General features: G+C 72.3%; 12 protein-coding genes. 9 read left to right on the top strand and 3 right to left on the bottom strand.

The window, feature by feature from the left end; translation table 11 throughout:
* The first annotated feature begins 251 nt into the window (after nucleotides 1-251).
* Complete coding sequence (locus H5J30_RS06815) at nucleotides 252-695, top strand: GNAT family N-acetyltransferase (RefSeq protein WP_181786252.1); 444 nt, start codon at nucleotides 252-254, stop codon at nucleotides 693-695.
* On the opposite strand, the gene H5J30_RS06810 is transcribed toward H5J30_RS06815, so the two are convergent.
* Complete coding sequence (locus tag H5J30_RS06810; RefSeq protein WP_181786251.1) at nucleotides 692-1,465, bottom strand: hypothetical protein; 774 nt, start codon at nucleotides 1,463-1,465, stop codon at nucleotides 692-694. The genes H5J30_RS06815 and H5J30_RS06810 overlap by 4 nt on opposite strands.
* A gap of 87 nt (nucleotides 1,466-1,552) precedes the next feature.
* Nucleotides 1,553-2,296: a hypothetical protein gene (locus tag H5J30_RS06805; RefSeq protein ID WP_181786250.1), complete on the bottom strand. Its 744-nt coding sequence runs from the start codon at nucleotides 2,294-2,296 to the stop codon at nucleotides 1,553-1,555.
* Nucleotides 2,297-2,522: 226 nt separating this feature from the next.
* Between H5J30_RS06805 and H5J30_RS06800 the strand changes: the two genes are divergently transcribed.
* From H5J30_RS06800 to H5J30_RS06780, 5 genes are all read left to right on the top strand, one after another.
* Complete coding sequence (locus H5J30_RS06800; protein ID WP_181786249.1) at nucleotides 2,523-4,112, top strand: ABC transporter substrate-binding protein; 1,590 nt, start codon at nucleotides 2,523-2,525, stop codon at nucleotides 4,110-4,112.
* On the top strand, nucleotides 4,109-5,053 hold the full coding sequence (locus tag H5J30_RS06795) for an ABC transporter permease (RefSeq protein ID WP_181786248.1): 945 nt from the start codon (nucleotides 4,109-4,111) through the stop codon (nucleotides 5,051-5,053). Before H5J30_RS06800 ends, H5J30_RS06795 begins: the two co-directional genes overlap by 4 nt.
* A gap of 1 nt (nucleotide 5,054) precedes the next feature.
* The gene (locus tag H5J30_RS06790; RefSeq protein WP_181786247.1) at nucleotides 5,055-5,951 is read left to right on the top strand and encodes an ABC transporter permease; all 897 of its coding nucleotides are present in this window, start codon (nucleotides 5,055-5,057) and stop codon (nucleotides 5,949-5,951) included.
* Nucleotides 5,952-6,019: 68 nt separating this feature from the next.
* Nucleotides 6,020-6,844 (top strand): creatininase family protein, encoded by an 825-nt coding sequence (locus H5J30_RS06785; RefSeq protein ID WP_181786246.1) that lies wholly within the window; start codon nucleotides 6,020-6,022, stop codon nucleotides 6,842-6,844.
* Entirely contained in the window at nucleotides 6,841-8,622 is a 1,782-nt protein-coding gene (locus tag H5J30_RS06780) for an ABC transporter ATP-binding protein (protein ID WP_309505449.1), read from the top strand. The genes H5J30_RS06785 and H5J30_RS06780 overlap by 4 nt, the downstream gene beginning before the upstream one ends.
* Nucleotides 8,623-8,645: 23 nt before the next feature.
* On the opposite strand, the gene H5J30_RS06775 is transcribed toward H5J30_RS06780, so the two are convergent.
* A complete protein-coding gene (locus H5J30_RS06775) occupies nucleotides 8,646-9,323 on the bottom strand; it encodes a GntR family transcriptional regulator (RefSeq protein WP_181786245.1) in 678 nt (225 codons plus the stop codon).
* 61 nt (nucleotides 9,324-9,384) lie between these two features.
* Here H5J30_RS06775 and H5J30_RS06770 point away from each other — a divergent pair, with 61 nt between their 5' ends.
* From H5J30_RS06770 to H5J30_RS06760, 3 genes are all read left to right on the top strand, one after another.
* A complete protein-coding gene (locus H5J30_RS06770; protein WP_181786244.1) occupies nucleotides 9,385-10,143 on the top strand; it encodes an HpcH/HpaI aldolase family protein in 759 nt (252 codons plus the stop codon).
* A 48-nt stretch (nucleotides 10,144-10,191) separates the two neighbouring features.
* Nucleotides 10,192-10,980, top strand: coding sequence for a carbon-nitrogen hydrolase family protein (locus H5J30_RS06765; protein ID WP_181786243.1), 789 nt, complete (start codon nucleotides 10,192-10,194; stop codon nucleotides 10,978-10,980).
* A 352-nt stretch (nucleotides 10,981-11,332) separates the two neighbouring features.
* Nucleotides 11,333-12,577: acyl-CoA dehydrogenase family protein (locus H5J30_RS06760; RefSeq protein ID WP_258563153.1), on the top strand; the 1,245-nt coding region annotated here is incomplete at its 3' end.

Below are 12,577 nucleotides of genomic sequence, written 5' to 3'. Positions count from 1 at the left end.
CCCGGCGTGACCGCCGCGCTCGCGGACGGCTACCTCGCCGTCTTCAACCTCACGGACACCCCGGTCCGGGCCCGGGTCGCCACCCCCGACCGCACCGAGACCGTCGACCTGCCCGCCGCCGGAGCCGCGATCCTGCCTCCGGGCTCCTGACCGGCACGACCGAGGTGCACAGCCCATACCCCGAAGGCGGCTGCACCGACGCGGGCGTACGGCGGTTGACGCACGTGCCCCCCGCGGGGTTGGCTGCCGGGGTGCCCGATCTCCGCTTCACGCAGCCGGTCGACGACGACGCGCTCAAGGACTGGCTCCACGTCCACAACGTGACCATCCCCGCGCACGAGTTGTCCCTGGACGACGTACGCGAGCGCGCGCGCCGTCACCACCTGGAGGTCGCCTACCTCGGCGGCGTCCTCGTCGGCTGCACCACCGTGCGCCCGCCCGAGGACGGCACGCGCACCGCGACCGTCATCGCCCGCGTCCTGGCCGAGCACCGCCGCCAGGGCATCGGCACGGAGTTGCACGCGCGGGGGCTGTTCAAGGCGTGGGAGCTGGGTGCGGAGCTGATCGAGACCGTGGTGCTGGCGTCGAACGACAGCGGGCTGCGGTTCGCACGCAAGCACGGCTACGTCGAGACCGAGCGCTACGTGCTCCCGGGCGAGACCGCCGAATGGATCGACATGAACCTGGAGCGCTAGGCCCTGTCCGAGCCCGCCGGGCGGTCCGCCGGTACGGCACGGTTCCCCGCCGCGCGCCGGGAGCGCCGGGCCGCGCGGACGGCGGCCCCCGCGCAGACCAGCACGGTCAGCGCCCACACCGCCGCGCTGACGCCCCCGAACGTGACGCTCACGCCGACCCACTCGTCCCTGCCGTCCAGTTCCAGGCTCTCCGCCGGGGCGACGCCCCACGAGCCCCAGCGGGCGGAGGGGTCGTACACCACCGCGACCCGCTCGCCCACCGCGAAGGGGTCCTCGGTCCGGCTGGTCAGCTCCGCCGGTCCGTCGCCCGGGCACGCCAGGTCGTGGTGGTGGGTGGCGACCATGCCGTCGTGGGGGTCGCCGCCGAGATCCGTGTCGGATATCCAGACACCCGACTCCCACCGCGTCTCCACGCGGAGCACCGTGCAGGTGGTCTCGGTGCCCTGCAAGCGCAGCATCCACCCATCGGCGCCCGGGAGGGCGAAGTAGTACAGGGCCACCAGCGCGATGGCACCGACCACCCCGGCGCCGCCGGGGGTTGCTTTGTCCGGGTCCATCACGTGCATGAGCACGACGACCAGGACGAGGACGAGCAACAGCAGGAGAAAGCCCACGGGGACCACGAGGAGCAGGAAGACGACGGCCGGGACGGCGTGGTGGAGCCAGACGACGGCAGCCACTTCGGCGACGCACACGAGCGGCAACGCCAGCAGGCCGACCAGCGCCGCCCCCCGCGCTCCCCACGCTCCGGCCCGACGCGCCCAGCCCACCGGAACCGCCCCCTCCCACCGCCGGAAGCGCCACGTCCACACCTCGGAGGGTATCCGCGCCCGCCCGGGAGGAGTCCCGGCCTGGGCCTACGGGACCGTACGCCCAGGGTCCCCCACCGCCCGCCGGGACCGTTCGTACCGGCGGGCCGCGACCGTCCCGTACCCCAGTACCGCCAGGGTCCACATCCCTGTGCCGCCACCGACGAATACGACGGAGAGATCCATCGCCGGTCCGCCCGCCCTCACCTCCGTCGCCGGGGCCACGCCCCAGGAGCCGCCGGCGGGCGAGGGGTCGTACACGACCGCGACGGAGTCGCCGACTTCCAGGGCCCGGGCGCCGGTGGTGAGTTCCGTGGGCGCGCGGACGTCCCCGCAGTCCAGTTCGTGGTCGTGGTGGGTGATCCAGCCGGTTTCGGGGTCATAGGGGTTGGGGTTGGCGTTCCAGGTGTCCCGCTCCCGCCGGACGTCGACACCGAGCACCGTGCAGGTGGTCTCGGTCCCTTGCAGGCCCAGCATCCAGGATTGGGCGCCGGCGAAGGAGAAGGCGTACGCGAAGAGCAGTCCGGCCTGCGCCGCCGTGATCGGGAGGGTGTGGCGCAGGCGGGCCAGTCCCGTGCTGAGCGAGGCCATGAGCCCGGCGGCCTCGATGGCCAGCAGGGCGAGGATGCCGGGTATCAGGAGGAGCAGGAAGGTGGCGCCTTCGGCGTCGCGGTAGAGCCAGATGACGGCGACCGCGTCGGCGATGCATACGAGTGGTGCGAGCAGCAGCCCGACGACCACCGCGCCCCACTTCAGCCACCCCCGCCAACCGCCCCGCGCCGCCTCCGTCATCCGGGATCGCTCCTCCCGACGCCAGACGTGTCATGTCCGCACCACAGAACGTAGCTGCGCCCGCCCGGGAGGGGTACCGAGAGCGCCCTGACCACGCCTTCTCATTCGCAATCAAGCTCTGCACACCCGTTGACCCCCATGTGGACCCCGTGTATACCTGCCACATGCACGGTGGATCCACCGCCGGTACGGCTCGTCCCCTGGCCCCGATGTGTGGAGAAAATCAATGGCACCAATCAGCAGGCGGCACCTGCTCGCCGCCGGCGGTGGCGCGCTGGGCAGTGCGGCGCTCGCCGCGTGCGGCAGTCCGGTCAACCTGCCGTCGTCCCTGGAGGAAGTGACGCCCCGGCCCGGCCGCCCCAACCGCGGCGGGGTGCTGCACTTCGGGCTCTCCACGGACCCGGCCAACCTCGATCCGCACGTCACCACCGGCGCCGCGTCGGACCTGCTGCGGCAGCTCACGTACAACGCGCTGCTCCAGTACGACGGCGACGGCGAGATCATCGGCGACCTCGCCGCCGAGTTCGGCTGGGCCGACGACACCACGTACGAGGTCAAGCTCCGCCCCGGCGTCCGCTTCCACGACGGCTCGCGGCTGACGACGAAGGACGTCGCGTTCTCCTTCCGCCGCATGATGGACGAGAAGACCGCGGCGACCACGGGGCCGCTCCTCGACCTGGTCGAGGAGGTCGAGGCCGCCGACGCCACCAGGGTCGTCTTCCACCTCAAGCAGGCGGACTCGACGATCCCCTTCGTCCTCGCCAACCCGACCGCGAACATCGTCTCCCAGCGCTGGATCGAGTCAGGCGCCGACCCGAAGACGCAGGTCATGGGCACGGGCCCGTTCCGGTTCGTGGAGCGGATCCCCGGGGTGAGCACCACCTACGAGCGCTTCGACGAGTACTTCGAGCCGGACCTGCCGTATCTCAACGCCATGGTCTTCCAGCCGATGAGCGACGACTACGCCCGCGTCACGGCCCTGCGCACCGCCACCGTCGACATGATCGACTACGTCCCCGCCACCCACGTCGACGTCATCAGCGAGAACCCCCGGCTGCGCTTCGCCTCGGACCGCAGCTTCGGCTTCGGCTTCGTCGGCTTCGTCACCAGCAAGCCGCCGTTCGACGACGTCCGCGTACGCAAGGCCATCGCGCTGGCGATCAACCGGCCGTCCGTGCTGGAGACCGCGCTCCTCGGCCACGGCCAGCCGATCGACGGGGCGCTGATGCCGCCCGCCTTCGCCCGCTACTCGGGCTCCCTCGACAACACCATGGACCACGACCCCGAGCAGGCCCGCTTCCTGCTCAAGAAGGCCGGCCAGGAGGGGCTGACGCTGCCGGTCGTCACCACCAGCACGTACTCGGTCATCGCCCGCCCCGCCCAGGCCATGCTGCCCGGCATCCGGGAGGCCGGGGTGGACGTGCGGCTCACCCAGCAGGAGTGGCTGACGTTCCGGGCCAGCGTCGAGGCCAGGTCGTACCCCGTGCACTCCTGGGGCACGGCGCCGAAGTTCGGCGACCCCGCGTCCCTCAGCGACTTCCTGGGCAGCACCGGCACGTTCACCGCGAACACCGACTTCAAGGACGAGCGTCTCGACCAGCTGCTCGCCGAGGGCCGCCGCACGCGCGACCGCGCGCTGCGCGACGAGATCTACCGGGACGTCGAACAGCGGGCCCTGGAGCTGGTGCCGATGACCTGGACCGTACGCCGCCAGCAGGGCGAGGCGCACTACGACTACGTCAAGGGCTACCGGCACCCGCCCAAGGGCTCGTGGACCGGAGTGACGCTGCGCCGCATATGGATGGACAAGAAATGAGAAGGTTCCTCCTCACCAGACTCGCGCAGGCGGTGCTCCAGCTCTTCGCCGTCGGCACCATCGTGTTCCTCCTCGTCCGCCTCATCCCCGGCGACCCGGCGCGCGCCGCGCTCGGCGAGGGCGCCACCGAGGAGCAGGTCGCGCAGACCCGCGAGACGATGCACCTGAACGACTCGTTCGTGAGCCAGTTCTTCGGCTTCTGGGGCCGGCTCTTCCAGGGCGACCTCGGCACCTCGCTGCTGAGCAGCCGGCCGGTGATGCAGGACCTGCCGGACCGGCTGGGCAACTCGCTGGAGCTGGTGCTCGTCTCGCTGATCATCGCGGTCACCCTCGGCGTGCTGCTCGGCCGGGTCGCGGCCACCCGCGCGGACAAGCCCGCCGACCACGCGCTCGTCGCCGGCTCGATCTTCGGCATCTCGCTGCCGGTGTTCGTCGTCGGCACGCTGCTGCTGATGGTCTTCGCGTTCCTCGTGCCGATCCTGCCGCCGCAGCGGTTCACCACCCCCTGGCAGGATCCGGTGGCCCATCTGCAGATCCTCATCCTCCCGGTGGTCACGCTCACCGCCGCCTCCTGCGCGGTCATCACGCGCATGACGCGGGCGGCGATGCTGGAGACGCTCTCCGCGGACTACGTGCGCACCGCCCGCTCCAAGGGCCTCGCCGAGCAGCGGGTGATCAAGGACCACGCGCTGCGGACCGCGCTGCTGCCGGTGGCGTCGGCGACGACGGTGGAGCTGACCACGCTGATCGGCAGCACCGTGCTGGTGGAGACGATCTTCGGCTGGCCCGGGGTGAGTTCGCTGCTGATGAGCGCGGTCGGGCAGCGCGACTACCCCGTCATCCAGGCCGTCGTCCTCGCCGTCGCGGCCGTCGTCATCCTCGTCAACCTCGTCGGCGACCTGGTCGTACGAGCCCTCGACCCGCGGGCGGAGGAAGCCTGACATGCCGACCGTCGAACTCACCCCAGCCGCCCCCGCGCCACCCACCGCCGCCACCGCGCCCCGCCGCGGCGGCCGGCACCTGCTGCGCGGCCTGGCGAGCAACCGGCGTACGTCCATCGCCGGCGGCTTCCTGCTGCTGGTCGGCGCCGCCGCGCTGTTCGCCCCGCTGCTCGCACCGCACGACTACCGCGACATCGCCGGCACCCCGCTCACCCAGGGCGGCGTGCTGGGCATCGACGACTACGGCCGCGACGTGCTCTCCCGGCTCCTCATCGGGCTGCGTACGTCCATGGCCGTCGCGCTCTCCGCGGTCCTCATCGCCGGCGCCATCGGCACGACGCTCGGCCTGGTCGCCGGCTACGGCGGGCGCTGGGCGTCGAGCATCATCATGCGCGGCATCGACATCCTGCTCAGCTTCCCGCCCATCGTGCTGGCCATCGCCGTGGTCGCCGCGATGGGTCCTGAGCTGGTCAACGTCGTCATGGTCATCGGGGTGCTGTACATCCCGCGGTTCACCAGGATCGTCTACAGCCAGGTGCTGGCGATCCGCCACGTGGAGTACGTCGAGGCCGCCGAGATCATGGGCACCGGGCGCAGCACCATCCTGCTGCGCACGATCCTGCCGAACGTCGCCGCGCCGGTGATCGTGCAGCTCAGCCTGTCGGTGAGCTTCGCCATCCAGATGGAGGCGGGCCTGAGCTTCCTCGGCCTCGGCGCCCAGCCGCCGCTGCCGTCGCTCGGCACGATGGTCGGCGCGGGCCGGGACTTCCTGGAGGTCCAGCCCACGCTGCTGGTCTACCCGTCGGTGCTGATCATCCTCATCGTGCTGGCGCTGAACGTCTTCGGCGACGGCCTGCGCGACCTCCTCGACCCCCGCCGCAGCGGCACCGACTCGTGACCGCGCCCCAAGCACCTCAAGCACCCCAAGCGCTTCAAGCACCACAGCACAGCAGCGAAAGGAACCTCATGGCCGTCTCCCTGCCCGACACCCACCGTCTCGGCGAGCTGTCCTGGACGCAGGTCAAGCACCTGGCGGAGCAGGACCCGGTCGTCCTGCTGCCCATCGGCGCGATCGAGCAGCACGGGCCCCACCTGCCGGTCCACGAGGACTCCATCGTCGCCGAGTGGGTCGCCGACAAGCTCGCCCGCGAACACGGCCACTGGGTCGCACCCGCCCTCAACTACGGCCACTCCGGCGTCTTCCGCGGCTTCGCCGGGAACCTCTCCCTCAGCCAGGAGACGCTGCGCAACGTCACGTACGAGATCATCGAGGCGCTGGTGGCCTCCGGCTTCCGGCGCATCGTCATCGTCGACAACAACGGCGGCAACGTCGGCCCGGTGACCGGCGCCGCGCTCGACGCCCGGCGCGACTTCGGCGTGCTCGTCGGCCACCTCTACCCCTGGCAGCTCGGCTACGCCCTCATGCGCGACGTGTACGAGGACCCGGCCACCGCCTACGGGCACGGCGCCGAGCCGGAGCACTCGGCGATGCTGGCGATGTTCCCCGAGCAGGTGCAGAGCGCACTGGCCGAGCCCGGCGGGCTCTCCTCGCCGGCGGGCTGGACGCCGACCAGCTACACCGAGACGGCCATCCCCGGCCAGCCCGTACCCGGCACGGTGCTCTGGGACTTCTCCGAGATCAGCGCCACCGGCTGCACCGGCGACGTGAGCCTGGGCAGCGCCGAGACCGGCAAGGTGTGGATCGAGCGGGTCCTCGGCTTCTGCGCCGCGTACCTGGCGGAGTACGACCGCAACACCCGTGCGGCGCAGACCGCGGCGGGGCCGAAGTGACCGGCGCGGCCGCGGAGTCCGCGGCGGAGCAGGACGGCGCGGCACCCGAAGCCGTGCTGTGCGTCGAGCGGCTGTCGGTCGACTTCCGCGTCGCCGGGGAGTGGACGCCCGCCGTACGGGACGTCAGCTTCACCGTCGGCCGCGGCGAAGTCGTCGCGCTGGTGGGCGAGTCCGGCTCGGGCAAGTCGGTCAGCTCGATGTCCGTCCTGGGCCTGGTCGCCGGCAGCGCGCGGCACCGGGGCAGCATCCGCTTCCACGACACCGAGTTGCTCGGCCTCGGCCACGAGGCGCTGCGCGAAGTCCGCGGCAAGCGAATCGCGATGATCTTCCAGGAGCCGATGACGGCGCTCAACCCCGTCTACACGATCGGCAGGCAGATCGCCGAGGCGATCCGCTGCCACGAGAAGATCTCGGCGGCCGGCGCCCGCGCCCGCGCGATCGAGCTGCTGACGAAGGTCGGCATCCCGGAGCCGGAACGCCGGGTGGACAGCTACCCGCACCAGCTCTCCGGCGGCCAGCGGCAGCGCGCGATGATCGCCATGGCGATCTCGGGCAACCCCGAGGTCATCATCGCCGACGAGCCGACGACCGCGCTCGACGTCACCGTGCAGGCCGAGATCCTGGAGCTGCTGCGCGGCCTGCGCCGGGACCTCGGCTCCGCGGTGCTGATCATCACGCACGACATGGGCGTGGTCGCCGACGTCGCCGACCGCGTGGTGGTGATGAAGGAGGGCGAGGTCGTCGAGGAGGCGCCCGTCGGGCGGCTGTTCGCGGCGCCGGAGCACGAGTACACCCGCCGGCTGCTGGCCGCCGTGCCCAAGCCGCCTCCCCCGCCGGCCATGCCCTCACTGGCGGGGGTGCCCCCACTCCCGGGCGAGGCCGAGCCCGTCGCGGTGACCAGGCCCGAGACGGCAGTGGGGGTGCCCCCGCCAACGGGGGCATGGCCGGCGGGGGAGGACACGACGCTGCGGGTACGGGACCTGGAGGTCGAGTACCCCGGGCGGCTGGGCCGCAAGGGGTTCAAGGCCGTGCACGGCGTGGACCTGACGATCGGCAAGGGCGAAGTCCTGGGCCTGGTCGGCGAGTCCGGCTCCGGGAAGTCCACCATCGGCCGGGCCGTCGTCGGGCTGGCCCGCGCGACCGCCGGGTCCGTCGAGGTCTGCGGCACCGACGTCACCGGCCTGTCGGGGCGCCGGCTGCGCGCCTTCCGGCCGACGTACTCGATGGTCTTCCAGGACCCCGGCGCCTCGCTCAACCCCCGCTTGTCGATCGGCGACTCGATCGCCGCGCCGCTGCTCGTCAACCGCCGCGCCGACCGCGCCGCCGCCCACGCCCGGGTGGCGGAGCTGCTGGAGCAGGTCGAGCTGCCGGCGCACTGGGCGGGCCGGTTCCCGCACGAGCTGTCCGGCGGCCAGCGCCAGCGCGTCGGCATCGCCCGCGCGCTGGCGCTGGAGCCGGAGCTGCTGATCGCCGACGAGCCGACCTCGGCGCTGGACGTGTCCGTCCAGGCCACCGTGCTGCGGCTGTTCAGGGAGCTGCAGGACCGGCTCGGCTTCGCGTGCCTGTTCATCAGCCACGACCTCGGCGTCGTCGAACTCCTCGCGCACGAGGTCGCGGTGCTGCAGAACGGCCGGCTCGTGGAGCACGGCCCGGCGCGCGAGGTGCTGACCAACCCGCGTACGGAGTACACCAAGCGGCTCGTCGCCGCCGCACCCGTGCCGGACCCGGTCCAGCAGGCGGAGCGGCGGCGGCTGTGGCGCGAGATGGCGGCGGCGTGAGCGCCGCGCACCGCTCCCGCCGGTCACCTCAGGTTCGCGACCACCGTCTGGTCGGGGTTCAGGTGGGTGCGGATCGTCCGGGCCGCGGTCTCGAACTCGTACCCGCCGAGGGAGTCGAGCAGCGCGGTGTGCTCGCGCATGATGAGCGGCAGCCGCTCGGGGCGGATCGTTATGGCCGAGACCCCGATGCGCTGGTGCCGCGGCCGGAGGCTGCGGAACAGGTCGGTGAGCACGGTGTTGCCGGTGGCCTGGACGAAGCCGAAGTGGAACTGGAAGTCGAGCTTGCCGTGCTCGGCGATCGCCTCGCGGTCGCCGGTGCGGCAGCGCGCCAGCAGGTCCGCGTCCCCCATCCGCTCCAGCAGTTCGGCCTGCCGGGCGGGGATCTCCAGCCGCTTCTCGCACAGGGTGCGGAAGCCGTGTATCTCCAGCACCTGGCGCATCTCGTACGTCTCGATCATCTCGGCCACGGTGACGCGGCGGACCTGCGCGCCGCGCCGCGGCAGCAGGTCGAGGTACCCCTCGGCGGCCAGCCGGTGCAGCGCCTCGCGCACCGGCGTCCGCGACACCCCCGCAGCCTCGGACAGGACCTTCTCCTCCAGGAACGAGCCCTCCGGGTAACGCCCCAGCAGGACGGCCTCCCTGACCCACTCGTACGCCCGCGCCCGCGCCGTCACCGCACGGCCGCCCTCGTCGACTGACACGCTCCCCGCCCTCTGTAGCTCCATGTGTATACGCAGTGTATACCTCATCCCGAGGAGGCTCATGCCCCCGCGCACGACCGACCGCCGGCGCGCCTACGCCGCCTGGCTGTCCGACCCGGGTTTCGCCACCGCCGAGATCGTGGCCGCCGCCGGGTACGGCGCCGTGGTGCTCGACATCGAGCACGGCGCCTTCGACCTCGCCGACCTGGAACGCTTCATCCCGTTCCTGCGCCGGCTCGACCTCGACGTGCTCGCCAAGGTCCTCGGCCCCGAACGCGGCCCGATCCAGCAGGCGCTGGACTTCGGCGCCACCGCCGTGGTCGTGCCGCACGTGGAGAGCGCGGCGCACGCCGCCGAGGTCTGCTCGTACGGCAAGTTCCCCCCGCTGGGCGACCGCAGCTTCGCGGGCGGCAGGACCGCGGGCTACGGCGGGTTCGACGACGACTGGATCGCCCGCCAGGACCGCGAGACCCGGGTCTACCCGATGATCGAGGACGCCGGGGCCATCGAGGAGATCGAGAAGATCCTCGGCCTGCCGGTGGTCGACGGGGTGTTCGTCGGCCCCAGCGACCTGTCGATGCGCCGCTCGCGCGGCGCGTACACCCGCAGCGAGGCGGACTTCGCCGACCTCGCCGCCATCGCGGACGCCGCCCGCGCCGCCGGCAAGCCGTGGGTGCTGCCGGCCTGGTCCGCGGCGGAGAAGGCGTTCGCGCTCGCGCACGGCGCCGACCAACTGGTGCTGACCATGCAGCACGGCGCGCTGCTCGCCGGGTTCTCCGCCGCGGTCGCCGAGACCGACGAGCTGGCCGGCCGCCCCTGACCGGGCCGCCGGCCGGCACCCGTTCCACGACACGAAAGGCACCACCTCATGCTCGCCACCGTCGCCCAGTTCGCCGCCACCACCGACAAGGCCGCCAACCTGGAGGCCGCCGCCGGCCTCGTCGCCACCGCCGCCGCGCGCGGCTCCGACCTCGTCGTCCTCCCCGAGAACTCCATGTACGCCGACCCCGACCCGCGGGCCGAGACGGCGAGCAAGGCCGAGGCGGTCGACGGGCCGTTCGCCACGGCGATCGGCGCGCTGGCCAAGGAGCACGGCGTCGCGATCGTCGCCGGGATGACGGAGGCCGCGGCCGGCGGCAAGCCCAGCAACACCGTCCTGGCCGTGGACAGCACGGGCGAGCAGTTCGGCGTCTACCGCAAGGTGCACCTCTACGATGCCTTCGGCTACCGCGAGTCCGACCGCGTCCAGGCGCAGCCCGCCAAGGCGTTGACCTTCCGCCTCGGCGGCCTCACCGTCGGCGTCATGACCTGCTACGACCTCCGCTTCCCCGAGATGGCCCGGTTCCTGGTCGACGCCGGCGCCGAGGCCGTCGTCGTGCCCGCCGCCTGGGTCGCCGGACCGGTCAAGGAGGACCACTGGACCACGCTGCTGCGGGCCCGGGCGATCGAGAACACCGTGTACGTCCTCGGCTGCGGCCAGACGGGACCCGTCTCGTGCGGGCAGAGCGCCATCATCGATCCCATGGGCCAGATCGCCGCCTCCGCCGGCGAGACGCCCGGTGTGGCGTCCGCGGTGCTGGACGCGGCGCGGGTCGCGGAGGTACGGGCGAAGAACCCGAGCCTGGCCAACCGCCGCTTCTCCGTGGCCTTCGGCTGACACCGCCACACCCGTCCCCCTGGCCTCTCCCGGCCCTCTCTCAACCCTCCTTTCCCACGTGCTTCTCGACGGCCCCTGGCCGGCCGGTCGCTGCCGGCCGGCCAGGGGCCGTTCCGGGGGCGTTCGGCCGCGGCGGACCGGCGAGCAAACCGGCCCGTAGCGCGCATTAGAGGCGGGTGCGGAGCGCGACGACGCGCACACAGCGAGGTGAACGACCCGGAAGCGAGCGTTTCCGGGTACTGCGGCGAAGGCGATAAATCCTCACGGTGGGTGGAGGCCCTACCCGGCCTCTGTCACCACAGGCCCACGCCGACCTGCTCACCCCACCTGCACGCGAGAAGGCGAGACTCAGATGGACGGTTACTTCCTCACGGAGCGTCATATACGTCTCAGGGAGGAGGTCCGCACCTACGCGGAGCGCGAGGTCCGCCCCCGTGTCGCGGGGATGGAGGAGTCGCGGAGCGTGCAGTTCGAGCTGTCCCGGGACATCGCCCGGCAGGGCTGGCTCGGCGTCACCGTCGAGGCGGAGTACGGCGGGATGGAGATGGGGCACCTCGCCAAAACGATCGTGATCGAGGAACTTTCGCGCGTGAGCGCCGCCATGGGCGCGATGGTGCAGGCGTCGCAGCTCGGCGTGGCGAAGATCGTGCACTTCGGCAGCGCGGTGCAGAAGAAGACGTGGCTGCCGCTGGTGTCCGCCGGCCTGTGCATGCCGACCATAGCCGTCACGGAACCCACGTCCGGCAGCCATGTGCTGGGGATGTCGGCGAGCGCGGAGCGCGTCGGCGACGAGTACGTCGTCAACGGCCGCAAGGTGTTCGTCGGCAACAGCCACGTCGGTGATCTCCACGGCGTCGTCGTACGCACCGGGGCGGGCTCCAAGGGCCTCTCGGCGCTGCTCGTGGAGTCCGACCGGCCCGGCTGCGTGCTGGGCCCGCACCGGCCCTCCATGGGCCTGCACGGCTTCAGCTTCGGCGAGGTGATCTTCGACAACTGCCGGGTGCCGGTGTCGAACCTGCTGGGGCAGGAGGGCGACGGGCTCTCGGTCGCGTACTCCTCCAGCATCCTGTACGGCAGGCCCAACCTCACCGCCGTCGCCCTCGGCATCCACCAGGCGCTCGTGGAGGAGACCACCGCCTTCGCCGCGCGGCAGATCCGCTACGGCAGGCCGCTGGCGGAGCTGGGCACGGTCAAGCAGCGGCTGGGGGAGATGCAGTCGCGGCTGATGACCGCCCGGCTGGCCGCGTACCACGCGACGCACCTGCTGGACCGCGGGCTGCCCTGCGACGCGGAGTTGCAGAACGCCAAGCTGGTCAACGTCGAGTCCGCGCTCGACTCGGCGCGTACGGCGATGGAGGTACACGGGGCGTGCGGGCTCTACCCGGAGATGTCCGTGGAGCGGTATCTGCGCGACGCGTACCACGTGTTACCGCCGGCGGGCACCTCCGACGTGCAGCGGCTGCGGCTGGCCGAGGTGGCGCTCGGCGCCGACCACGAGCCGTGGTCGGCGCGCCTGGCGCCCCACGCGGTGGCGTCCCGCATCCGAGAGCGCCGAGTTCCTGCAGTTCGTCTATGGCATCGCCAGCAACGCGAAGAC

Origin of the sequence: Streptomyces phytophilus (genome assembly GCF_013870535.1) — a bacterium.
GTDB lineage: Bacteria > Actinomycetota > Actinomycetes > Streptomycetales > Streptomycetaceae > Streptomyces > Streptomyces phytophilus.
Note: the sequence above shows the minus strand (reverse complement) of the source record. Positions and strands in the feature narration are given on the sequence as shown.

What these genes read in the sequence shown, in the direction of transcription:
- H5J30_RS06785 (WP_181786246.1), top strand. Translation starts at nt 6,020, where the DNA reads ATGGCCGTCTCCCTGCCCGACACCCACCGTCTCGGCGAGCTGTCCTGG.
- H5J30_RS06805 (WP_181786250.1), bottom strand. Translation starts at nt 2,296, where the DNA reads ATGACGGAGGCGGCGCGGGGCGGTTGGCGGGGGTGGCTGAAGTGGGGC.
- H5J30_RS06800 (WP_181786249.1), top strand. Translation starts at nt 2,523, where the DNA reads ATGGCACCAATCAGCAGGCGGCACCTGCTCGCCGCCGGCGGTGGCGCG.
- H5J30_RS06770 (WP_181786244.1), top strand. Translation starts at nt 9,385, where the DNA reads ATGCCCCCGCGCACGACCGACCGCCGGCGCGCCTACGCCGCCTGGCTG.
- H5J30_RS06765 (WP_181786243.1), top strand. Translation starts at nt 10,192, where the DNA reads ATGCTCGCCACCGTCGCCCAGTTCGCCGCCACCACCGACAAGGCCGCC.
- H5J30_RS06790 (WP_181786247.1), top strand. Translation starts at nt 5,055, where the DNA reads ATGCCGACCGTCGAACTCACCCCAGCCGCCCCCGCGCCACCCACCGCC.
- H5J30_RS06795 (WP_181786248.1), top strand. Translation starts at nt 4,109, where the DNA reads ATGAGAAGGTTCCTCCTCACCAGACTCGCGCAGGCGGTGCTCCAGCTC.